The organism is Streptomyces sp. NPDC054770 (assembly GCF_053611985.1).
Window position 1 is genome coordinate 91,898 of record NZ_JBSHBL010000017.1, and the last position, 21,997, is coordinate 113,894.

20 protein-coding genes are annotated in these 21,997 nt (G+C 68.8%); 11 read left to right on the top strand and 9 right to left on the bottom strand.

The genetic code is table 11. The features are described 5' to 3' along the window. Positions 1-26 precede the first annotated feature (26 nt). The 6 genes from murJ (at position 27) to trxA (ending at position 7,401) form a co-directional block, all read left to right on the top strand. Positions 27-2,324: a murein biosynthesis integral membrane protein MurJ gene (gene murJ / locus ACWGKQ_RS17650; RefSeq protein ID WP_453292824.1), complete on the top strand. Its 2,298-nt coding sequence runs from the start codon at positions 27-29 to the stop codon at positions 2,322-2,324. A 119-nt stretch (positions 2,325-2,443) separates the two neighbouring features. Further along, positions 2,444-4,165 carry a protein kinase family protein gene (locus ACWGKQ_RS17655; RefSeq protein ID WP_453292825.1) on the top strand — a complete coding sequence of 574 codons (1,722 nt, stop codon included), beginning with the start codon at positions 2,444-2,446 and terminating at the stop codon, positions 4,163-4,165. Between the two features lie 35 nt (positions 4,166-4,200). Then, complete coding sequence (gene sigM, locus ACWGKQ_RS17660; RefSeq protein ID WP_453292826.1) at positions 4,201-4,926, top strand: RNA polymerase sigma factor SigM; 726 nt, start codon at positions 4,201-4,203, stop codon at positions 4,924-4,926. Further along, positions 4,923-5,822, top strand: coding sequence for an anti-sigma factor family protein (locus ACWGKQ_RS17665; RefSeq protein WP_453292827.1), 900 nt, complete (start codon positions 4,923-4,925; stop codon positions 5,820-5,822). Before sigM ends, ACWGKQ_RS17665 begins: the two co-directional genes overlap by 4 nt. A gap of 231 nt (positions 5,823-6,053) precedes the next feature. After that, complete coding sequence (gene trxB / locus ACWGKQ_RS17670) at positions 6,054-7,022, top strand: thioredoxin-disulfide reductase (RefSeq protein WP_453292828.1); 969 nt, start codon at positions 6,054-6,056, stop codon at positions 7,020-7,022. Positions 7,023-7,068: 46 nt separating this feature from the next. Then, positions 7,069-7,401 (top strand): thioredoxin, encoded by a 333-nt coding sequence (gene trxA, locus ACWGKQ_RS17675; RefSeq protein ID WP_453292829.1) that lies wholly within the window; start codon positions 7,069-7,071, stop codon positions 7,399-7,401. A 63-nt stretch (positions 7,402-7,464) separates the two neighbouring features. Here trxA and ACWGKQ_RS17680 read toward each other — a convergent pair whose 3' ends face one another. The 9 genes from ACWGKQ_RS17680 to rpmH form a co-directional block, all read right to left on the bottom strand. Continuing rightward, positions 7,465-8,082, bottom strand: a complete 618-nt coding sequence (locus tag ACWGKQ_RS17680; RefSeq protein ID WP_453292830.1) for a GNAT family N-acetyltransferase — start codon at positions 8,080-8,082, stop codon at positions 7,465-7,467. Between the two features lie 339 nt (positions 8,083-8,421). Continuing rightward, on the bottom strand, positions 8,422-9,549 hold the full coding sequence (locus ACWGKQ_RS17685) for a ParB/RepB/Spo0J family partition protein (RefSeq protein WP_453292831.1): 1,128 nt from the start codon (positions 9,547-9,549) through the stop codon (positions 8,422-8,424). Next, positions 9,546-10,619 (bottom strand): ParA family protein, encoded by a 1,074-nt coding sequence (locus tag ACWGKQ_RS17690; protein WP_453292871.1) that lies wholly within the window; start codon positions 10,617-10,619, stop codon positions 9,546-9,548. The genes ACWGKQ_RS17685 and ACWGKQ_RS17690 overlap by 4 nt, the downstream gene beginning before the upstream one ends. Before the next feature lie 298 nt (positions 10,620-10,917). Beyond that, positions 10,918-11,634, bottom strand: a complete 717-nt coding sequence (gene rsmG, locus ACWGKQ_RS17695; protein WP_453292832.1) for a 16S rRNA (guanine(527)-N(7))-methyltransferase RsmG — start codon at positions 11,632-11,634, stop codon at positions 10,918-10,920. 117 nt (positions 11,635-11,751) lie between these two features. After that, positions 11,752-12,264, bottom strand: a complete 513-nt coding sequence (locus ACWGKQ_RS17700) for a Jag family protein (protein ID WP_189262847.1) — start codon at positions 12,262-12,264, stop codon at positions 11,752-11,754. A 15-nt stretch (positions 12,265-12,279) separates the two neighbouring features. Then, a complete protein-coding gene (yidC, locus tag ACWGKQ_RS17705; protein WP_453292833.1) occupies positions 12,280-13,599 on the bottom strand; it encodes a membrane protein insertase YidC in 1,320 nt (439 codons plus the stop codon). A gap of 3 nt (positions 13,600-13,602) precedes the next feature. Continuing rightward, on the bottom strand, positions 13,603-13,968 hold the full coding sequence (gene yidD, locus ACWGKQ_RS17710; RefSeq protein WP_453292834.1) for a membrane protein insertion efficiency factor YidD: 366 nt from the start codon (positions 13,966-13,968) through the stop codon (positions 13,603-13,605). Beyond that, the gene (gene rnpA, locus ACWGKQ_RS17715; protein WP_352355774.1) at positions 13,965-14,336 is read right to left on the bottom strand and encodes a ribonuclease P protein component; all 372 of its coding nucleotides are present in this window, start codon (positions 14,334-14,336) and stop codon (positions 13,965-13,967) included. The genes yidD and rnpA overlap by 4 nt, the downstream gene beginning before the upstream one ends. A gap of 21 nt (positions 14,337-14,357) precedes the next feature. Further along, entirely contained in the window at positions 14,358-14,495 is a 138-nt protein-coding gene (gene rpmH / locus ACWGKQ_RS17720; protein WP_015659252.1) for a 50S ribosomal protein L34, read from the bottom strand. A gap of 374 nt (positions 14,496-14,869) precedes the next feature. Between rpmH and dnaA the strand changes: the two genes are divergently transcribed. The 5 genes from dnaA to ACWGKQ_RS17745 all read left to right on the top strand — a co-directional run bounded on the left by dnaA (position 14,870) and on the right by ACWGKQ_RS17745 (position 21,676). Continuing rightward, the gene (gene dnaA, locus ACWGKQ_RS17725; RefSeq protein ID WP_453292835.1) at positions 14,870-16,813 is read left to right on the top strand and encodes a chromosomal replication initiator protein DnaA; all 1,944 of its coding nucleotides are present in this window, start codon (positions 14,870-14,872) and stop codon (positions 16,811-16,813) included. 968 nt (positions 16,814-17,781) lie between these two features. After that, positions 17,782-18,912: a DNA polymerase III subunit beta gene (gene dnaN, locus ACWGKQ_RS17730; RefSeq protein WP_351695869.1), complete on the top strand. Its 1,131-nt coding sequence runs from the start codon at positions 17,782-17,784 to the stop codon at positions 18,910-18,912. A gap of 177 nt (positions 18,913-19,089) precedes the next feature. Next, positions 19,090-19,965, top strand: a complete 876-nt coding sequence (gnd, locus tag ACWGKQ_RS17735; RefSeq protein WP_453292836.1) for a phosphogluconate dehydrogenase (NAD(+)-dependent, decarboxylating) — start codon at positions 19,090-19,092, stop codon at positions 19,963-19,965. A 65-nt stretch (positions 19,966-20,030) separates the two neighbouring features. Further along, positions 20,031-21,152 (top strand): DNA replication/repair protein RecF, encoded by a 1,122-nt coding sequence (gene recF / locus ACWGKQ_RS17740; RefSeq protein ID WP_453292837.1) that lies wholly within the window; start codon positions 20,031-20,033, stop codon positions 21,150-21,152. Further along, on the top strand, positions 21,149-21,676 hold the full coding sequence (locus ACWGKQ_RS17745; RefSeq protein ID WP_453292838.1) for a DUF721 domain-containing protein: 528 nt from the start codon (positions 21,149-21,151) through the stop codon (positions 21,674-21,676). Before recF ends, ACWGKQ_RS17745 begins: the two co-directional genes overlap by 4 nt. Positions 21,677-21,997 lie beyond the last annotated feature (321 nt).

Here is a 21,997-nt window from a genome sequence, read left to right on the forward strand (position 1 = left end):
GCCCGGGACGATGAGGTGGGGTAACCATGAACGCGCCGTACGACGGTGAACGCGGCCAGGGCGCGGCCGGTTCGGGCTACCCCGAGCCACCGCCGGAGCCCGGCCAGGTCCCGCCGCAGCACGCGGCTGACATGTACCTCCAGGACGCCTACGACCAGGACCCCTACCGGGCCCGCGATCTCTCCGCCCAGGACCCGGTCGCCGAGGCGCTCTACGACCGTGCCGCGCACCCCCCGCCGGCTCCCGGCACCTACCCTCAGCAGCCGTTGTACGGACAGCCCGCCCAGTCTCCGTACGCCCCCGACCCGAACGTGTGGGCCCAGACCCCGGCGCCGGAGCCGGACGGTGCGAGCCAGTACCTGCCGTACGGCGACGACCCGCGCACGACCCAGTTCGTGGGCGTGGACGACCTGGTCTCGCACTCCGGTGAGGAGCGCCACGAGCCGGACGCCTTCGCGCATCTCTTCCGCGACCAGCAGCAGAGCGGCTACCGGGATCCGCAGCAGGGTGGCGGTCAGCTGCCGCCGGAGCCTCCGTCGGTGCCGGGCCCGACGGTCGCCCCGGGAGGACCGGCCCAGGTGCCGCAGTACCAGGTACCGACCGCTCCGGCTGCTGCCACCGCCGCGGCCGACCAGACGCTGAACCTCGGTGCCGTACCCGCCTCGGCCTCGGCGCCCGCCCCCGCGAAGAAGGGCGGGAAGGCCACGGGCCTGCTCAAGTCGAGCGCCGTGATGGCGGCGGGCACGATGGTCTCCCGCCTCACCGGCTTCGTGCGCTCGGCGCTGATCGTCTCCGCGCTCGGCGTCGGCCTGCTCGGCGACACCTTCCAGGTCGCCTACCAGCTGCCGACGATGATCTACATCCTGACCGTCGGCGGCGGCCTCAACTCGGTCTTCGTGCCGCAGCTGGTACGCGCCATGAAGGACGACGACGACGGCGGCGAGGCGTTCGCGAACCGTCTGCTGACCCTGGTGATGGTGGCGCTGGGCCTGCTCACCGCGGCCACCATCGCGGCCGCGCCCCTCCTCATCCGCCTCCTGTCCGACCCGGTCGCCAGCGACCCGGCGGCCAATGAGGTCGGCATCACCTTCGTCCGCTACTTCCTGCCCTCGATCTTCTTCATGGGCATCCACGTGGTGATGGGTCAGATCCTCAACGCGCGGGGCAAGTTCGGCGCGATGATGTGGACACCGGTCCTCAACAACATCGTCATCATCGTCACCCTCGGCCTGTTCATCTGGGTGTACGGCACCGCCGCGCACTCCGGCATGAAGGTCACCACGATCCCGCCGGAGGGCCAGCGGCTGCTGGGCCTCGGCGTGCTGCTCGGCCTCGTGGTCCAGGCCCTGGCGATGATCCCCTATCTGCGCGAGACCGGGTTCCGGCTGCGGCTGCGCTTCGACTGGAAGGGACACGGCCTCGGCAAGGCCGCCACGCTCGCCAAGTGGACCGTGCTGTTCGTCCTCGCCAACCAGGCGGGCGCGATTGTCGTCTCCCAGCTGTCGACCTCGGCGATCAAGAGGTCCCACATCGACGGCACCGGTTTCGCCGCCTACGCCAACGCGCAGCTGATCTGGGGCCTGCCGCAGGCCATCATCACGGTCTCCCTGATGGCCGCCCTGCTGCCGCGGATCTCCCGCTCGGCCGCCGAGAACGACACGGGTGCCGTCCGCGACGACATCTCCCAGGGCCTTCGGACGACCGCCGTCGCGATCGTCCCCATCTCCTTCGGGTTCCTGGCCCTCGGCATCCCGATGTGCACCCTGATCTTCGGCTCCTCGGGCACCGGCTCGGCCACCAACATGGGATACATGCTGATGGCCTTCGCCCTCGGCCTGATCCCCTACTCGGTGCAGTACGTCGTCCTGCGCGCCTTCTACGCGTACGAAGACACCCGCACGCCGTTCTACAACACGGTCATCGTCGCCGCGGTCAACGCAGGCGCCTCGCTGGCCTGTTACATGCTGCTCCCGGCCCGCTGGGCGGTGGCCGGCATGGCCGCCTCCTACGGCCTGGCTTACGCGATCGGCGTGGGTGTCGCCTGGCGGCGGCTGCGCAAGCGGCTCGGCGGCGACCTGGACGGCTCCCGGGTCACCCGCACCTACGCAAGGCTCTGCATCGCCTCCGTACCGGCCGCACTGCTCAGTGGTGCAACCTGCTACGGCATCGGCCACACTCTGGGGCAGGGTGTGATCGGTTCCCTCGCCGCACTGATGGCCGGCGGAGCCGTCCTGCTCGGCGTCTTCTACGTCGCCGCGCGCCGCATGCGCATCGAGGAGCTCAACTCCCTCGTGGGTATGGTGCGCGGGCGTCTGGGTCGCTGAGGCAGGGGTAAGCGCACAACCATCGTTCGCCGCCGCGTGTCGTGCATAGCGGGGGACTGTGGGCACAATTGGATTCGGCGTCGGACAGCGTGCAACGGATGGGGAGGCAGGGAACGACGGTGGCGGAACGGAGCACGGCTGCCGTCGACGTGGCAGACAACAGCGGTGACAAGCCGCTGGCCGCCAAGGCGGAGCAGTCCACGGCCGACGGGGTGGCCCAGAACCCGGAGCGGGACACGGACAGCGACCAGGGACAGGGAAGCGGCACAGCCGCGGGTGCTGAGAAGAAGGCCTCACCCCCGGAACTGCACAGCGGACACAAGCTGGCCAGACGCTACCGACTTGAGGAGTGCGTCACCCGTCTGGACGGATTCAGCAGTTGGCGTGCTGTGGACGAGAAACTCCGGCGTGCCGTCGGCGTCCACATCCTGCCCGCCGACCATGCGCGCACCCGGGCGGTGCTGGCCGCCGCCCGCTCCGCCGCGCTGCTCGGCGATCCCCGGTTCGTACAGGTCCTGGACGCCGTCGAGGAGAACGACCTCGCCTACGTCGTGCACGAGTGGCTCCCTGACGCCACCGAACTGACCGCGCTGCTCGCGGCCGGACCGCTGGAGCCGCACGACGCCTACCAGATGGTCAGTCAGATCGCCTCCGCCATGGCGGCCGCGCACCGCGAGGGACTGGCCCACCTCCGCCTCAACCCGAACGCCGTGCTGCGTACCTCCACCGGCCAGTGGCGCATCCGCGGTCTCGCGGTGAACGCGGCGCTGCGCGGCATCAGTTCCGACACTCCGCAGCGCGCCGACACCGAGGCGATCGGCGCCCTGCTGTACGCGGCGCTGACCCAGCGCTGGCCGTACGAGAGCGATGCCTACGGTCTGGCCGGTCTACCCAAGGACGTCGGCCTGATCGCCCCCGACCAGGTGCGTGCCGGTGTCCACCGGGGCCTGTCCGAGCTTTCCATGCGGGCTCTGGTCAACGACGGCGCGACCGCCTCCCGCCACGAGTCCGCGTGCACCACGCCGGAGGAGCTGGTGAAGGCGATCGGCGAGATGCCCCGCATCCGTCCGCCGGAGCCGGCGTTCACGGCACCGCCCGAGTACCAGCGCACCACCTACCAGCAGGGCACCTACGGCCGTCCCACGCCGCCCGGCCTGACGCAGCCGCTCCAGGCGCCGCCGCCCCCGCTCCAGAGCCGCACCGGCAAGGCCCTCAAGTGGGCGGTCTCCGCCCTCCTGATCGCCGCGCTGGGGCTGGGCAGCTGGCAGCTGGCGGAGGCCCTGATGGACCAGGGTGACAAGTCCGGCGACACCAACAACAACCAGCCTTCGGACGACGGGGACAAGAGCAGCGCAAGCCCCGCGCCCGCCGCCGCGATAAAGATCGAGAACGCTCAGGAGTACGTCGCCGGCGGCGGTGCCCAGCATCCGAACGACGTGAAGCTGACCTACGACAGCGACACCTCGACGTACTGGAAGACCAAGAGCTTCACAGGCGGTCCCGAGCTGGCCCCCTACAAGCCCGGCGTGGGCATCGTCTACGACCTCGGCTCCGCCAAGGAACTCGCCACGGGAACCGTCTCCCTTCGCTACGCTGGCGATCACACAACGGTTGACCTGTACGCGGCCGACTCGCTGTCCCCGGGGTCGATCAGCTCGATGACGAAGATCGGCAGCATCACCACCACCGGAAACACCGCCACGGTGAAGGTCAGCAAGAAGGTGAAGAGCCAGTACGTCCTCGTGTGGCTCACCGCCGTGCCGTACTCGGGCAACGACTCGGCCGCGTATGCCGGACCCGGCTTCAAGCAGGCCATCACCGAAGTGAAGTTCACCGGCTGACGTCTCACCGGCAGCACCGAAGGCGGAGGGGGCAGATGGCGGAAGGCGCCGGATACGGCGGAGTGAGCGACCAGGATCTGCTCGCCCGCCATGTGGAAGGCGACCCCGATGCCTTCGGTGAGATCGTGCGACGGCACCGGGACCGGCTCTGGGCGGTCGCCCTGCGGACCCTGGGGGACCGCGAGGAGGCCGCTGACGCCGTCCAGGACGCCCTGGTCTCCGCCTACCGGGCCGCCCACACCTTCCGGGGCCAGTCGGCCGTCACAACGTGGCTGCACCGGATCACGGTGAACGCGTGCCTCGACCGCGCCCGCAAGGCCGCCTCCCGCAAGACCTCCCCCGTCGATGACACCGAGCGGCTGGAGCAGCTGCTGGAGCCGCATGAATCGGCCTCCGCTCCGGCCGAGCGGAACGATCTGCACCGCCAGCTCCTGGAAGCCCTCGGCACCCTGCCCCACGACCAGCGGGCCGCGCTCGTCCTGGTCGACATGCAGGGCTACCCGGTCGCCGAGGCGGCCCGGATCCTCGATGTGCCCACAGGAACGGTGAAGAGCCGCTGCGCTCGCGGCAGAGCCAGACTCCTGCCGCTACTCACCCATCTGCGGCCGGAAAACAGCGGTGACGAAAACAACCCGGACCCGGCACGGAACCGGGCGGAGGGGACATCCGTCCCACCTGCAGCGGGGCCTCAGGCCGGGGGCCCGCAGAACACCGGGCCGAGTGATTCAGCCCCAGTGAAGGGCGGAGGTGGGCGAGCGTGACTTCGACGACAGACACGACCGGGCACCCGGACGTCGCGGAGATCTCCGACCTCACCGAGGACCTGCTGCCACCCGCCCGGACCGCGGAAGTACGACGGCACCTGGAAGAGTGTGAGCTCTGCGCCGACGTCCACGCCTCGCTGGCGGAGATCAGGGGCCTGCTCGGCGAGGTGCCGAGCCCGACGGCTATGCCGGCCGATGTCGCGGGCCGGATCGACGCGGCCCTCGCCGCCGAGGCTCTGCTGAACGCCACGGCACCTGAGGCACATGTTTCACGTGAAACATCGCCCCGCCAAGCTTCCGTCACGGAGGACCGTCCCGCCGGACGGCCGGGCTCCTCGACCGGTCCCGGCCGAAAGGACCGCAAGGACCGTGGCCGTGGTCGGCGCCGCCGGACCGTCGTCCTGGGGACTGTCTTCACCGCCGCCGTCCTGGGCGCCGGTTCGTTCTTCCTCCAGTCCCTCGGAGGCAACGGAACGACGACAGCACAGGGCAAGCCGACAAGCGCCGCCGGGACCTTCTCCAAGAGCACCCTCCAGAGCCAGGTGAAGGATCTCCTCGACACGAAGAACACCATGCAGCGGGGCTCTCAGAAGCCCTTCGGTGTCGAGTCACAGCCCTCCTCGGAAACGGGCTCCATGAAGACCCCGTACACCACCCGGATCCAGCCCTCGGTGTCGGTACCGACGTGTGTCCGCACGGGCATCAGCCAGACCGGCGATGTCATCGGCGCGAAGGAGGGGACGTACGAGGGGAAGCACGCCTTCCTGGTCGTCCTCCCCGACGCCACCGACGCCTCCCGGGTGACGGCCTTCATCGTCGACGCCACCTGCGACGGCGAGGCCTCCGCGTCTCCCGGCAAGGTCCTGCTGACGGAGTCCCTGGCTCGCCCCTGAGCGTCATCCCTGAGCGTCATCCCTGAGCGTCTTCCCTGAGCGTCCTCCGGCACGGCTCTCGGGCGGAGACGCATCTCCTGTCCCGGCGTGGAAATCCGTACGGTGTGGGATGCCCGTGTGCCCGGACACACCGGGAATGCGCGCCCCTTAGGATCCGTTGGGTGGGGTGAGAGCCTCTGAGAGAGGCTCCCACCGGTCGAATGACGTAGACCAGAGACGAGGAATCAAGCCGTGAGCGACGTCCGTAACGTGATCATCATCGGCTCCGGGCCCGCCGGCTACACGGCGGCGCTCTACACGGCGCGCGCGTCGCTGAAGCCCCTGGTGTTCGAGGGGGCCGTTACCGCAGGCGGTGCCCTGATGAACACCACCGAGGTGGAGAACTTCCCGGGCTTCCGCGACGGCATCATGGGCCCCGACCTCATGGACAACATGCGCGCCCAGGCCGAGCGCTTCGGTGCCGAGCTCGTTCCGGACGACATCGTCTCCGTCGACCTGACCGGTGAGATCAAGACCGTCACCGACACCTCCGGCACGGTCCACAAGGCGAAGGCCGTCATCGTCACCACCGGCTCCCAGCACCGCAAGCTGGGCCTGCCGAACGAGGACGCCCTCTCCGGACGCGGTGTCTCCTGGTGTGCCACCTGTGACGGGTTCTTCTTCAAGGACCAGGACATCGCCGTGATCGGCGGCGGCGACACCGCGATGGAGGAGGCGACCTTCCTCTCCCGGTTCGCCAAGTCCGTGACGATCGTCCACCGCCGGGACACCCTGCGTGCCTCCAAGGCGATGCAGGAGCGCGCCTTCGCCGACCCGAAGATCAAGTTCGCCTGGGACAGCGAGATCGCCGAGGTCCAGGGCGAGCAGAAGCTGGCCGGTCTGAAGCTGCGCAACGTCAAGACCGGCGAGCTCTCCGACCTCCCGGTCACCGGGCTGTTCATCGCGATCGGCCACGACCCGCGCACCGAGCTCTTCAAGGGCCAGCTGGACCTCGACGAGGAGGGCTACCTCAAGGTCGCCTCGCCGTCGACGCACACCAACGTGACGGGGGTGTTCGCCGCCGGTGACGTGGTGGACCACACCTACCGCCAGGCGATCACCGCAGCCGGCACCGGCTGCTCCGCCGCTCTCGACGCCGAGCGTTTCCTCTCCGCCCTCGCGGACGAGGAGAAGGCCGAGCCCGAGAAGACCTCCGTCTGACCTTTCCCCTTCCGCCCCACCGCACGATCAAGTAAAGGAGCCCGCCGTGGCCGGCACCCTGAAGCATGTGACCGACGACAACTTCGAAGAGGTCGTCCTCAAGAGCGACAAGCCCGTCCTGGTGGACTTCTGGGCTGAGTGGTGCGGCCCGTGCCGTCAGATCGCTCCGTCGCTCGAGGCGATCGCCGCCGAGCACGGCGAGAAGATCGAGATCGTCAAGCTGAACATCGACGAGAACCCGACCACGGCGGCCAAGTACGGCGTCATGTCGATCCCCACCCTCAACGTCTACCAGGGTGGCGAGGTCGCCAAGACCATCGTCGGTGCCAAGCCGAAGGCCGCGCTTGTCCGCGACCTTGAGGACTTCATCGCCGAGTGATGTTTCACGTGAAACACGAATGGGCCAACCCCCTGGGGGTTGGCCCATTTCGCTTTGCGGCACTCACAGCGGCCGCAGCGCCGGTTCCTTCTGTACGGCTCCCAGAAGCCGGTCGAGCGCCAGCTCCACGTCTTCCTTCCAGGAGAGCGTCGTCCGCAGCTCCAGCCGCAGCCGGGGGTGCGAGGGGTGCTGTCGTACCGTCTTGAAGCCCACGGCCAGCAGGTGCTCGGCGGGCAGCAGACAGGCGGGTTCCTTGTAGCGGACATCACCGAACGCCTCGATCGCCTTGAAGCCCCGCCGCAGCAGATCCTTGGCGACCGTCTGCACCATGACCCGTCCCAGCCCCTGCCCCTGATAGCCGGGCATGATGAAGCTGGTCATGAGCTGCACCGCGTCGGGTGAGACCGGGCTCGTGGGGAACGCCGTGGAGCGCGGGACGTAGGCGGGCGGAGCGTAGAGCACATAACCCACCGGCACGTCGTCGACATAGACCACTCGGCCGCACGACCCCCAGTCGAGCAGGACGGCAGAGATCCAGGACTCCTTCTCCACCGCGGCTGTGCCGGCTCTCACCGCTGCTTCGCCGCTGACGGGGTCCAGCTCCCAGAAGACACACGAGCGACAGCGCTGGGGAAGGTCCTGAAGGTTGTCCAGCGTGAGCGGTACGAGCCGACGCCCCATGAAGGCTGTTCCTCGCTTCCTTCGCCCGCAGCATCGCGAGCGGCTGTCAGAGCGCTGCGTTCCCTGAGCAGACTGCCGAAGAATCCGACGGTCGCGCCCAGTCCCAGACCCGCGCTCACCAGTCCGGTGCGGCTCATCGATCGCATGGCCCCCGCCTCTCTCAGAGGTGCTGCCAGCTGCCAGGTGATGCGCCATACCGTTCGCATCGTATCCACACAGCGATTCCATCGATACCGCCTGAAAGCAAAGAGCGGACCGCTTTCCGATACACACCGGACACGGTCCGCTCTCTGAGCGACAAAGCATCGACCGGACGGGAAACACCCGGTCCCGAGAAGGTCAGTCCACGAACTCCTCGGATTCGTCCGAGGCCGAGGAGTCACCGTCGTGGATGCCCTGGTGGAGGACCGGCCCCTCGCCCGGGGCGAGCGTGCCCAGGATCCGCTCCAGGTCCTCCATCGACGCGAACTCGACGGTGATCTTGCCCTTCTTCTGGCCCAGGTCGACCTTCACCCGCGTCTCGAAGCGGTCCGAGAGCCGGGTCGCGAGATCACTCAGCGCCGGGGAGACCCGGGCGCCGGCCCGTGGCCCCTTGGCTCGGGTCGTCGTCTGGGGCCGCGAGCCCATGAGGGTCACGATCTCCTCGACGGCCCGCACCGACAGTCCCTCGGCGACGATCCGGTGGGCCAGCCGGTCCTGCTCCTCCGAGTCGTCGACGGAGAGCAGCGCCCGGGCGTGCCCGGCCGACAGGACTCCGGCGGCCACCCGCCGCTGAACCGCCGGGGAGAGCTTCAGCAGCCGCAGGGTGTTGGAGACCTGCGGGCGGGAGCGCCCGATGCGGTCGGCCAGCTGGTCGTGCGTGCAGTTGAAGTCCTTCAGGAGCTGGTCGTAGGCGGCGGCCTCTTCCAGCGGGTTCAGCTGGGCGCGGTGCAGGTTCTCCAGCAACGCGTCCAGGAGGAGCTTCTCGTCGTCCGTCGCCCGGACGATCGCCGGGATCGCCTCCAGGCCGGCCTCACGGCAGGCCCGCCAGCGCCGCTCGCCCATGATGAGCTCGTAGTGGGACGGACCCAACTGGCGCACGACGACAGGCTGGAGAAGGCCGACTTCCTGGATGGAGGTGACCAGCTCCTGGAGGGCGTCCTCGTCGAAGACCTCACGCGGCTGACGCGGGTTGGGCACGATGTCGTCGAGAGGGATCTCGGCGAAGTGGGCGCCCATCGGAGGACCAGGCGTCTCCACGCCGGCTCCGACTCCGAACACCGACGGTTCCTCGGTTTCATGTGAAACAGCCGGCAGCGTCGTCACCTTCGCCGCGGCGACCCCACGCTCGGTCGTCAGCACCGGACCCGCGGCGGGGGACGGCGCTACCGTTCCCCCCACGGCCGTCTGGGCCGGGTTCTTCTCGGTCGGGGCAGCTGGGATCAGTGCACCGAGCCCACGACCCAGCCCCCTCCGTCGCTCGCTCACTGGATCCCCTCCACCATGCTCGGGTTGGTCTGAGCGCCGATGTGGGCCTGTGTCGGGTCGTAACTGACACCGGCGCCCTTCAGCGCGATTTCTCGGGCCGCCTCAAGGTAGGAGAGGGCACCGCTCGATCCAGGATCGTAGGTCAATACCGTCTGCCCGTAGCTCGGCGCCTCGGAGATACGGACCGAGCGGGGAATGCTCGTCCGCAGCACCTCGTCGCCGAAGTGGCTGCGCACCTCGTCCGCGACCTGGGAGGCGAGACGCGTCCGGCCGTCGTACATGGTGAGCAGGATGGTCGACACGTGCAGGTCGGGGTTGAGGTGCCCCCGCACCAGGTCGACGTTGCGCAGCAGCTGGCCGAGGCCCTCCAGTGCGTAGTACTCGCACTGGATCGGGATGAGCACCTCAGCGCCCGCGACAAGCGCGTTGACCGTCAGCAGGCCCAGGGAGGGCGGGCAGTCGATGAGGATGTAGTCCAGCGGCTGCTCGTACGCCTGGATCGCCCGCTGCAGTCGGCTCTCCCGCGCCACCAGGGACACCAGCTCGATCTCCGCACCGGCGAGATCGATCGTGGCGGGGGCACAGAAGAGGCCTTCGACGTCCACCACCGGCTGGACGACCTCGGCCAGCGGCTTGCTCTCGACCAACACGTCATAGATGGACGGAACTTCGGCGTGATGGTCGATACCCAGCGCAGTGGATGCATTGCCCTGTGGGTCGAGGTCGATCACCAGGACGCGCCCGCCGTGCAGGGCCAGGGAGGCGGCAAGGTTGACCGTTGTGGTCGTCTTGCCGACGCCGCCCTTCTGGTTGGCGACCACCATGACTCTGGTCTGCTCCGGACGTGGCAGACCTTCGCCGGCGCGGCCCAGAGCCTCCACAGCGAGTTGGGCAGCACGACCGATGGGAGTGTCGTCCATCGGAGGCGGTGTTTCACGTGAAACATCCGCCCCCATCGACTCGGTACGGGGACCGGGGACCGGATCGGTCATCGGTCCCGCGATGTTGGCGTCGGACCGCAAGGATTCACTCTCCTCGACTTCAGGCTCGCAATGAACAGAGCCTCCCATGTCTTCGGGGTCGTGAACCAGTGAGGCCTGGTGTTCTGTGGAGAAATCCACCTCTGTGGACAACTCCGCGCCCCGCAGGGAGGACGGAGTGTCACCAGACGCCCCCTCTCTGAGAGAACCGAGGGGCTTTCGGTCGCGCGGTTCGGCCGCGGCGCGGCCCCGGCCGATGATGCCGTGTAGCAGTGAGCGACGTTTCACGTGAAACACGATGCACAGCCAGCAGTACCGAAAAGCCGCGACACTCCGTCATGCGTAGGTTTGGCAGCTTGTGTGGAGTACGTCCAGTCGTCAGGACGGGTCAGCGGCGCCTACGAACCCTCCCCGTACGGGCCGCCTTCGCCCGCTTGGCCGCGAAGCGCACGCCACCGGGGCTCTCCCCGACCTCCACACGGACGACGGTCGACAGCGGATCAACCACGCCCTCACCCACATGCAGGATGGATGTGGACACCGCACCCAGCTTCGTCAGCGCGGTGGTCGCGGCCTTCAGCTCCTCCTCCGCCGTGTCCCCCTTGAGGGCAAGCATCTCCCCGTAGGGACGCAGCAGCGGGATACCCCAGGTGGCCAGCCGGTCCAGTGGGGCCACGGCACGGGCCGTCACCACATGCACCGGAGGCAGCTTGCCCATGACCTCCTCCGCGCGGCCACGGACCACGGTCACATGGTCCAGGCCGAGAAGCTCGACAACCTCGGTCAGGAAGTTGGTGCGCCGCAGCAGTGGCTCCAGAAGGGTGATGTTGAGGTCCTCCCGCACCAGCGCCAGCGGAATGCCCGGCAGGCCGGCTCCGGAGCCCACGTCGCACACGGTCACCCCCTCAGGAACTGCCTCCGAGAGCACCGCACAGTTCAGCAGGTGCCGCTCCCACAGGCGGGGCACTTCCCGTGGGCCGATCAGACCACGCTGCACGCCTGCCTCGGCGAGCAGCTCCGCGTAGCGGACCGCATCGGCGAAGCGCTCGCCGAACACTTCCCGCGCCTGTTCGGGCGCCGGGGGGAGCTCCGCAGCCTCCGTCACGGGGACCGTCCTTCCGTACCGCGCCGGTGCTCCGCGCACCGGCCACCAGAACTACCAGGCTGACAAAGTTCGGCCCCGCCTGCTCAACAGACGGGGCCGGTAAAACGGGGGGACCGCTCAGGCGGGCAGCACGACGACGAACCGCTGCGGCTCCTCGCCCTCCGACTCGCTGCGCAGTCCGGCGGACTTGACCGCGTCGTGCACGACCTTGCGCTCGAACGGGGTCATCGGCTTGAGCTTCACGGGCTCGCCGGTGTTCTTCACCTCGGCGGCGGCCTTGGCGCCCAGCTCGGAGAGCTCGGCACGCTTCTTGGCGCGGTAGCCCGCGATGTCGAGCATCAGCCGGCTGCGGTCACCGGTCTCCCGGTGCACGGCGAGGCGGGTCAGCTCCTGGAGCGCCTCCAGCACCTCCCCGTCGCGGCCGACCAGCTTCTGGAGGTCGCGGGTGCCCGAGTCGCTGATGATCGACACGGAGGCGCGGTCGGCCTCGACATCCATGTCGATGTCGCCGTCGAGGTCGGCGATGTCCAGCAGACCTTCGAGGTAGTCCGCCGCGATCTCGCCCTCCTGCTCCAGGCGGGTCAGGGTGTCTGCACCCTCGGCAGCGGCGGAGGTGGTGCCTTCCGTCACGGGATGGGCTCCTTCTTACTTCTTGGACGGGGACTTGGGGCGCTGCGGACCCTTGCGCTGACCGGACTGGGCCCTGCTGCGGCCGTTGGAGCCGCCCTTCGGGGCCTGCTGGGCGGTCGGCTTGGCGTCCTGCGGCTCGTCGGACTTCTCCAGCGAGGTCGTCGCGTCCGCCGAATCAGCCGAAGCCGACGAGTCCGAAGCCGACGAGTCCGAAGAAGCCGACGTGGAGTCGCCGGCCTTCGTTCCGCCGGACTGCCGCTGGGCCTTGCTCTGGCGCTTGGGCTGCTGCCGCTTGGCGGCACCGGTGGCCGTGACGCCGTCCTCGGTCTGTGCGACGGCCTGGGCCTCGCCCTTCACCACGGTGCCGTCGGCCTGGGCCGTGAGGCCGGCCTTGGTCAGCGCGTTGATGAACGAGCGCTCGAACTCGTTGCGGTCCCGGCCCTTGGCGACGATCGCCTTGACGATGGTCTTCTCGCTGCGCCGACGGGTCTTGCCGTGGTGCGTGACGTGCTTGGTGAGGCGCTCCAGGTAGGCGGCCTGGGCCTTGGAACCCGGGGTCGGGTTGTTGCGGATGACGTACATCTGCTGGCCCATGGTCCACACGTTGGTGGTCAGCCAGTAGACGAGGACACCGACCGGGAAGTTGATGCCGAAGATGGCGAACATGACCGGGAAGACGTACATCAGCATCTTCTGCTGCTGCATGAACGGCGTCTTCACGGTGGTGTCGACGTTCTTCGTCATCAGCTGGCGCTGCGTGTAGAACTGCGACGCCGACATCAGGACGATCATGATCGCGGTGACGACCCGGACATCGGTGAGAGTGGCGCCGAGCGCCTCCACCTTCGACGAGCTGTCCGTGAACTTCGCGGCGAGCGGGGCCCCGAAGATGTGGGCCTTACGGGCGCTGGCGAGCAGCGACTCGTTGATGACACCGATCGTGGAGCCCGTCGCGATGCCGTTGAGCACGTGGTACAGGGCGAAGAAGAACGGTGACTGCGCCAGGATGGGAAGGCACGAGGAGAGCGGGTTGGTACCCGACTCCTTGTACAGCTTCATCATCTCTTCGGACTGGCGCTGCTTGTCGTTCTTGTAGCGCTCCTGGATCTTCTTCATCTCGGGCTGCAGCGTCTGCATGGCCCGGGTCGCCTTGATCTGCTTCACGAAGAGCGGGATCAGGCAGATGCGGATCAGGATCACCAGGGACACGATGGACAAGCCCCAGGCCCAGCCCGTGTCGGGACCGAAGATCTTCCCGTACACCGAGTGGAACTGGACGATGACCCATGAGACGGGTGTCGTGATGAAGCTGAACAGGCTGGCAATCGTGTCCACTAATCATGCTCCTTGGGCATGGGACGAAGTCTCTGCGGCCGGGCTCGAAGGAAGCTCGGAAAGAGGCTTCTCCTCGGTGGCCGGTTCGGCGGCGGAGGGCCCGCCCCTGCGTGCACGCCAGGCGCCACGCAGCATTTCGTGCCACCGCGGGCGCTTGCGCGGCGGAACATGGTCCACACCGCCGAGCGACCACGGATTGCACCGCAGGATGCGCCAGGCCGTGAGTGCCGTGCCCTTGATCGCACCGTGCCGGTCGATGGCCGTGTAGCCGTAGTGGGAGCACGACGGGTAGTACTTGCACACCGGCCCCAGCAGCGGACTGATCGTCCACTGGTACAGCTTGATCAGAGCCAGCAGCGGGTACTTCATCGCGCGCCCCCTCCCAGCAGCCGCTCGATGGCGGCATCCAGGTCTCGGGCCAGCTGTGCATGGTCGGCGTCGCCCGCTCCGGGCAGCGCTCGTACGACTACCAGGCTACCGGGGGGAAACAGGGCTACTCGCTCACGCATCAGATGACGCAGTCTGCGCTTCACTGTGTTGCGCACAACGGCACCACCCACGGCCTTGCTCACGACGAAACCCGCACGCGTCGGGGGAGCGCTCTCCCCAGGCGCGTGCGGGTCCGTGGCACCGCTACGAAGGTGGACGACGAGGGTCGGGCGACCAGCCCGGCGACCCCGTCGTACCGCGGTCGCGAAGTCCTCGCGCCGCCTCAGCCGATGCTCGGTAGGCAGCACGACGTCATGACCTGATCGGGATCAGGCGGACAGGCTGGCGCGACCCTTGGCACGACGGTTCGCGAGAATCGCGCGGCCGGCACGGGTACGCATCCGCAGGCGGAAGCCGTGGGTCTTCGCGCGACGACGGTTGTTCGGCTGGAAGGTGCGCTTGCTCACTCGGGGGCTCCAGAAATCAAATCGGTGGTGGCGGGTGCCGTCCTGGCTGTCACCGTGCGCCCACGAGTAGCTCGCATCACGCCCGAGTGCACCGCTTCCCGATCACCTTCAGCGATCTGTGCCCATCGGAGGCAGGCGGCAGCAGCCATCGACAACTCGACCTGGTCACGGTACGCGGGGCTACGCCATTCGGTCAAACCAGCAGTCACCGAGAGACACTATCCACAGGCTGGGGACAACAACTTGAACCGCACCCGCCACGCTGACTACCGTGGCGGAACTCCGATTCGTTCCTTTATCCCCGCCCGACCTGATATTCATCCCAACCCGTCCTCGAACCACACGTTCGTGGGACCTGTGAGAGAGCGTGCCCTGTGGCTGACGTACCTGCCGATCTTGCCGCAGTGTGGCCACGAGTACTGGAGCAGCTCCTCGGTGAGGGCCGCGGTCAGGGTGTGGAGGTGAAGGACGAGCACTGGATCCGCCGCTGCCAGCCGCTTGCGCTGGTCGCGGACACCGCCCTGCTCGCCGTACCGAACGAATTCGCGAAGAACGTACTGGAGGGCCGTCTCGCACCGATCGTCAGCGAGACCCTGAGCCGCGAGTGCGGGCGGCCGATCCGGATCGCGATCACCGTGGACGAGTCCGCGGGCGAGCCCCCGACCCCGCCGGCACCCCCCGTACAGAAACAGCGTTACGACGAGCCCGAGCTCCCGTCGTCGCAGTACGGCGGAGGCTACGGCCGGCACCGCGCCGACCAGCTGCCGGACCAGGGCGGCCGCGACGGCCGCGACGAGGGCGGCCGCGACCAGCTTCCGACCGCCCGCCCCGCCTACCCCTCCGAGTACCAGCGCCCCGAGCCCGGCGCCTGGCCGCGCCCCGGACAGGACGAGTACGGCTGGCAGCAGCCGCGGCTCGGCTTTCCCGAACGCGACCCCTATGCCTCGCCGTCCCAGGACCCGTACCGCTCGGACGGCTACGGCGGCCAGGACTCGTACGCCCAGGAGTACCGCCCGCAGCAGCAGCCGCCGGCGCGGCCGTCGTACGAGCAGCAGCGCGCGGAGTACGAACCGCCGCGCCCCGACTACGACCGGTCGGACTACGAGCGCCCCGAGTACGACCGGTCCGACTACGACCGGGACTCCGGGCGCCGTGAGCTGCCCGAGCCCTCGGGCGGCCCGGGCCAGGGACACCGGGGCGGTCCCGGACGGCCGGACCTGCCGAGCGCCGGCGGGTCCGGGGCACTCGGCGCGAAGCCCGCGCCGGCCGGCGGCCCCGGTGAGCCGACCGCCCGCCTGAACCCGAAGTACCTCTTCGACACGTTCGTCATCGGCGCGTCCAACCGCTTCGCGCACGCGGCCGCGGTCGCCGTCGCCGAGGCCCCCGCGAAGGCGTACAACCCCCTTTTCATCTACGGGGAGTCGGGACTCGGCAAGACGCATCTGCTGCACGCGATCGGGCACTACGCGCGGAGCCTCTACCCGGGCACGCGCGTGCGGTACGTGAGCTCGGAGGAGTTCACCAACGAGTTCATCAACTCGATCCGCGACGGCAAGGGCGACAGCTTCCGCAAGCGCTACCGCGAGATGGACATCCTGCTCGTCGACGACATCCAGTTCCTCGCGGACAAGGAGTCGACGCAGGAGGAGTTCTTCCACACCTTCAACACGCTCCACAACGCGAACAAGCAGATCGTGCTCTCCAGCGACCGGCCGCCCAAGCAGCTGGTCACGCTGGAGGACCGGCTGCGCAACCGGTTCGAGTGGGGTCTGATCACCGACGTCCAGCCGCCGGAACTGGAGACGCGGATCGCGATCCTCCGCAAGAAGGCGGTGCAGGAGCAGCTGAACGCACCGCCGGAGGTCCTGGAGTTCATCGCCTCCCGCATCTCGCGCAACATCCGTGAGCTGGAGGGCGCGCTGATCCGGGTGACGGCGTTCGCGTCGCTCAACCGGCAGCCGGTCGATCTCGGCCTGACCGAGATCGTGTTGAAGGACCTGATCCCCGGGGGCCAGGACTCCACGCCGGAGATCAGCGCGACGGCGATCATGGCGGCGACCGCGGACTACTTCGGGCTGACCGTCGAGGACCTGTGCGGGAGCTCGCGCGGCCGGCAGCTGGTCACGGCGCGGCAGATCGCGATGTACCTGTGCCGGGAGCTGACGGATCTGTCGCTGCCGAAGATCGGGGCGCAGTTCGGGAACCGGGACCACACGACCGTGATGCACGCCGACCGGAAGATCCGGGCGCTGATGGCGGAGCGACGGTCGATCTACAACCAGGTGACGGAGCTGACGAACCGCATCAAGAACGGGTAGCGGTTCGGCCGACGGCTCTACGGCGTTCAGGGCGCCCTTGGGAGAGATCCCGGGGGCGCCCTTTGGCGTCCTGGGTGGCTCGGGAAGTGGTCTGCTGCCGGCCCGGTGGGGGCTTGTCGCGCAGTTCCCCGTGCCCCTGAAGGGGCGCGCTGCCCTCACGGAGTCAGAAGGAAACGTCCCCCGCTGTTCGATTACCTGCCTGGTTACGGGCGTCCTCCACAGATTTGCCGACTTTCTTGCGTCCACACCCTGGGGACTGTGAAGTTGTCCCGAACGTCGTCCACAGGCTGGGGGTTGAAAGAGCATCGGGGCAGCTCAGGTGCCTGTGGAATCGTGGACAACGGATCTCCACAGGTTGTGGACCGCCAAATGATCCACAGGCTGTGCATGAAGTTGTCCACCGGTACCCCACAGGCTGAGGGGCGGTTGTCCCCAGCAATCCCCAGGTTCTCCACACCGCTGTCCACTGTTCGGCAACACGACGCGCCCGCTCACCGAGTCGAGTGAAAGGCGTCACACGAAGCTGCCAGGTTGGGCTGTGGGAAAGGTGGGTAAAGCTGGGGACGGCGTTGGGGAGAACTCCCCTCAGGCTGTGCACGGCGTGTGCAGAACTTTCTGTTCTCCACAGAGACGCCTAGTTGTCCACCGGCTCCACCCACAGGGGCAGTGGACAAAATCTCGCCCCTGAGCTGGGCAAACGAGGTTATCCACGGTATCCACAGCCCCTACTACTACTGACAACTAGAGAGAGCTCGGAATCCGTTTCGAAGAGGGCCCTGTGCACAACTCGCTCTCCGGCCTCTGACCGCGCCTCGTCACGACTTGACCCCGAGGGGCACCAGCTGTCAGTGCGGTGCGTCAGACTGGTCCCCGGTGTTCTTCCCCTCCCCGGGGCCGACGACACCGAGACAGACGACGAAGACGCAGCAGGGCGAGAAGCCCCGGCAACAGCAGGAGGCGGGCTTACGGTGAAGATCCGGGTGGAACGCGACGTACTCGCGGAGGCAGTGGCCTGGGCGGCACGCAGCCTCCCGGCCCGTCCGCCGGCGCCGGTCCTCGCCGGCCTGCTCCTGAAGGCCGAGGACGGCCAGCTGAGCCTGTCCAGCTTCGACTACGAGGTCTCCGCGCGGGTCAGCGTCGAGACCGAGGTCGAGGAGGAGGGCACGGTCCTCGTCTCCGGCCGGCTGCTCGCCGACATCTGCCGTGCGCTCCCCAACCGGCCGGTGGAGATTTCCACAGACGGTGTACGGGCCACGGTGGTCTGTGGATCGTCCCGGTTCACGCTGCACACCCTGCCGGTGGAGGAGTACCCGTCCCTGCCGCAGATGCCGAACGCGACGGGCACGGTCCCGGGCGAGGTCTTCGCCTCCGCGGTCTCCCAGGTGGCCATCGCCGCCGGACGTGACGACACGCTGCCGGTGCTGACCGGTGTGCGCATCGAGATCGAGGGCGACACGGTCACCCTGGCCTCCACCGACCGGTACCGCTTCGCGGTCCGTGAGTTCCTGTGGAAGCCGGAGAACCCCGAGGCGTCCGCGGTGGCCCTGGTGCCCGCCAAGACGCTCCTGGACACCGCCAAGGCCCTCACGAGCGGCGACAGCGTGATCCTGGCCCTGTCCGGCTCCGGCGCGGGCGAGGGGCTCATCGGTTTCGAGGGCGCGGGCCGGCGGACGACCACGCGGCTGCTCGAAGGCGACCTGCCGAAGTACCGCTCGCTGTTCCCGACCGAGTTCAACTCCGTCGCGGTGATCGAGACCGCCCCCTTCGTGGAGGCCGTCAAGCGCGTCGCCCTGGTGGCCGAGCGGAACACCCCGGTGCGGCTCAGCTTCGAGCAGGGCGTGCTGATCCTGGAGGCCGGTTCCAGCGACGACGCACAGGCTGTGGAAAGGGTCGACGCGCAGCTGGAGGGCGACGACGTCTCGATCGCCTTCAACCCGACCTTCCTGCTCGACGGTCTGAGCGCGATCGACTCGCCGGTGGCCCAGCTGTCGTTCACGACGTCCACCAAGCCCGCGCTGCTCAGCGGCAAGCCGGCGCTGGACGCGGAGGCGGACGAGGCCTACAAGTACCTGATCATGCCGGTGCGCCTCAGCGGCTGAGTTGTCCACAGCTGTGCACGGTGCCGGGTGTCCCCTGTGGGTACCCGGCACCGAGGTCCGGTGGGTTTCCCCAGGTGAGCGGCTATGCCCACAACTGTGCGCAACGGGCCGGGATTAGGCTCGGACACGGGTACGAACGTGCCTCTCCTGCCACACCGCAACCTAAGGAACCAACTGATGGAGCTCGGTCTCGTCGGCCTCGGCAAGATGGGCGGCAACATGCGCGAGCGGATCCGCCGCGCAGGCCACACCGTCGTCGGATACGACCGCAACCCGGACCTCGCCGATGTCCACAGCCTGGAAGAGCTTGTGGGCAAGCTCAGCGGGCCGCGCGTGGTGTGGGTGATGGTCCCGGCCGGGGCGCCGACGCAGTCCACGATCGACGAGCTGGCCGAGCTGCTCGAACCCGGTGACGTGGTCGTCGACGGCGGCAACTCCCGCTGGACGGACGACGAGCGGCACGCCGAGGAGCTGGCCGCCAAGGGCATCGGCTTCGTCGACTGCGGGGTCTCCGGCGGCGTCTGGGGCCTGGCGAACGGCTACGCGCTGATGTACGGCGGCGACGCCGAGCACGTCGAGAAGGTCCGGCCGGTCTTCGACGCACTCAAGCCCGAGGGCGACTTCGGTTCGGTGCACGCCGGCAAGGTCGGTGCGGGCCACTTCGCGAAGATGGTCCACAACGGCATCGAGTACGCCATGATGCAGGCCTACGCTGAGGGCTGGGAGCTCTTGGAGAAGGTCGACTCCGTCACGGACGTGCGCGAGGTCTTCCGCTCCTGGCAGGAAGGGACGGTCATCCGTTCCTGGCTGCTCGACCTCGCGGTGAACGCCCTCCGTGAGGACGAGCACCTGGACAAGCTGAAGGGTTATGCACAGGACTCCGGCGAGGGCCGGTGGACTGTGGAGGCCGCCATAGACAACGCGGTGCCGCTGCCCGCGATCACCGCCTCGCTGTTCGCGCGGTTCGCCTCCCGGCAGGACGACTCGCCGCAGATGAAGATGATCGCCGCGCTGCGCAACCAGTTCGGCGGCCATGCCGTGGAAGCGAAGTAGCAGAGCAGCAGTAGAGCAGTAGCAGAGACGAAGTAGCAGGTCACGGGGAGGTCGGCGAAACACCCATGCACGTCACGCATCTGTCGCTGGCCGACTTCCGCTCCTACGCCCGGGTCGAGGTCCCGCTCGATCCGGGCGTCACCGCCTTCGTCGGCCCCAACGGCCAGGGCAAGACCAATCTCGTCGAGGCCGTCGGCTATCTCGCCACCCTCGGCAGCCACCGGGTCGCCTCCGACGCTCCCCTGGTCCGCATGGGCGCCGACCGGGCGATCATCCGGGCGCAGGTCCGGCAGGGCGACCGGCAGCAGCTGGTCGAGCTGGAGCTCAACCCCGGCAAGTCCAACCGCGCCCGCATCAACAGGTCCTCGCAGGTCAAGCCACGTGACGTCCTGGGGATCGTACGGACCGTGCTGTTCGCGCCCGAGGACCTCGCGCTGGTGAAGGGCGATCCCGGTGAGCGGCGCCGCTTCCTGGACGAGCTGATCACCGCGCGGTCACCGCGGATGGCCGGCGTGCGGTCCGACTACGAGCGGGTGCTGAAGCAGCGCAACACCCTGCTGAAGTCCGCGGCCCTGGCCCGGCGGCACGGCGGCCGCTCCATGGACCTGTCCACGCTCGACGTGTGGGACCAGCACCTGGCGCGCGCGGGCGCCGAAGTGCTCGCTCAGCGGCTCGACCTGGTCGCCGCGATCCAGCCCCTTGCGGACAAGGCGTACGAGCAACTGGCGCCGGGCGGCGGTCCCGTCGCGCTGGAGTACAAGCCGTCGGCGCCCGGCGAGGCCCACACCCGCGAGGACCTGTACACCCAGCTGATGGCGGCCCTGGCGGACGCCCGCAAGCAGGAGATCGAGCGGGGCGTGACGCTGGTCGGTCCGCACCGCGACGACCTGGTCCTCAAGCTGGGGCAGCTGCCGGCCAAGGGGTACGCCTCGCACGGCGAGTCCTGGTCGTACGCGCTGGCGCTGCGGCTCGCGTCGTACGACCTGCTGCGGGCCGAGGGGAACGAGCCGGTGCTGGTGCTCGACGACGTGTTCGCCGAGCTGGACGCCCGGCGCCGGGAGCGGCTGGCGGAGCTGGTCGCGCCCGGCGAGCAGGTGCTGGTCACGGCCGCGGTGGACGACGACGTACCGCACATCCTCACGGGTACGCGTTACGCGGTGGCCGACGGGACGGTGGAGCGGGCATGAGCACCGACGGACCGGTCCCCGGGAAGGAACCCTCGGGTGTCGACCTGGCGCGCGTGGCGCTCAGGGCGGCGAAAGAGGCGGCACGCGCGCGTGGGGACGCGGCGCAGCAGAAGAAGCAGGCGCGCCGCGGTGGTCTGCGCTCCGGTGCGCGCGCCGACGGCCGTGACCCCATGGCGCTGGGTTCCGCGATCAACCGGCTGATCACCGAGCGCGGCTGGGAGACGCCGGCCGCGGTGGGCGGGGTGATGGGCCGCTGGCCGGAGATCGTCGGCGAGGATCTCGCCAAGCACTGTGTGCCGCAGCGCTACGACGAGGACGAGCGGGTGCTGGTCGTGCAGTGCGACTCGACGGCCTGGGCGACCCAGCTGCGCCACCTCGCCCCCGCGCTGGTCGCACGCCTGAACGAGGACCTGGGGCACGGCACCGTACGCATGATCAAGGTGCTCAATCCGGGGGGTCCGGCCCGGCGCTACGGCCCGTTGCGGGCCCCCGGGAGCACCGGGCCCGGCGATACCTACGGGTGACTTACGTCACGCCATGAGCCGGGTGCGGAGCCGTCGTACGGCCGCCCCGGCCGGTCGTCGTGCGACCGCACGCGGTTGCGAATCGCGACCTGACCCCGGAGTAGTCAAGGGTTGACAGCCGGAAGCGCTGAGTGCCTCCGTGAGCCTCTTGGAGCCCCCATCCGCATATCGGGAGTCGGCAGAGGCGGGTTCAGGGCGGCACATGCGGACTCAGGTACCGGCAAACCCCCATCACTGTCGGCGCTACCGGTAGACTGGAAGACAATCCCGCCCCGAACGTGGGGACCGCCCGGGAAAAGCTGAGCAACGCTGATCAAGGCT

What these genes read in the sequence shown, in the direction of transcription:
- murJ (WP_453292824.1), top strand. Translation starts at nt 27, where the DNA reads ATGAACGCGCCGTACGACGGTGAACGCGGCCAGGGCGCGGCCGGTTCG.
- sigM (WP_453292826.1), top strand. Translation starts at nt 4,201, where the DNA reads ATGGCGGAAGGCGCCGGATACGGCGGAGTGAGCGACCAGGATCTGCTC.
- ACWGKQ_RS17680 (WP_453292830.1), bottom strand. Translation starts at nt 8,082, where the DNA reads ATGGGGCGTCGGCTCGTACCGCTCACGCTGGACAACCTTCAGGACCTT.
- ACWGKQ_RS17690 (WP_453292871.1), bottom strand. Translation starts at nt 10,619, where the DNA reads ATGGGAGGCTCTGTTCATTGCGAGCCTGAAGTCGAGGAGAGTGAATCC.
- yidD (WP_453292834.1), bottom strand. Translation starts at nt 13,968, where the DNA reads ATGAAGTACCCGCTGCTGGCTCTGATCAAGCTGTACCAGTGGACGATC.
- gnd (WP_453292836.1), top strand. Translation starts at nt 19,090, where the DNA reads ATGGAGCTCGGTCTCGTCGGCCTCGGCAAGATGGGCGGCAACATGCGC.
- recF (WP_453292837.1), top strand. Translation starts at nt 20,031, where the DNA reads ATGCACGTCACGCATCTGTCGCTGGCCGACTTCCGCTCCTACGCCCGG.
- ACWGKQ_RS17745 (WP_453292838.1), top strand. Translation starts at nt 21,149, where the DNA reads ATGAGCACCGACGGACCGGTCCCCGGGAAGGAACCCTCGGGTGTCGAC.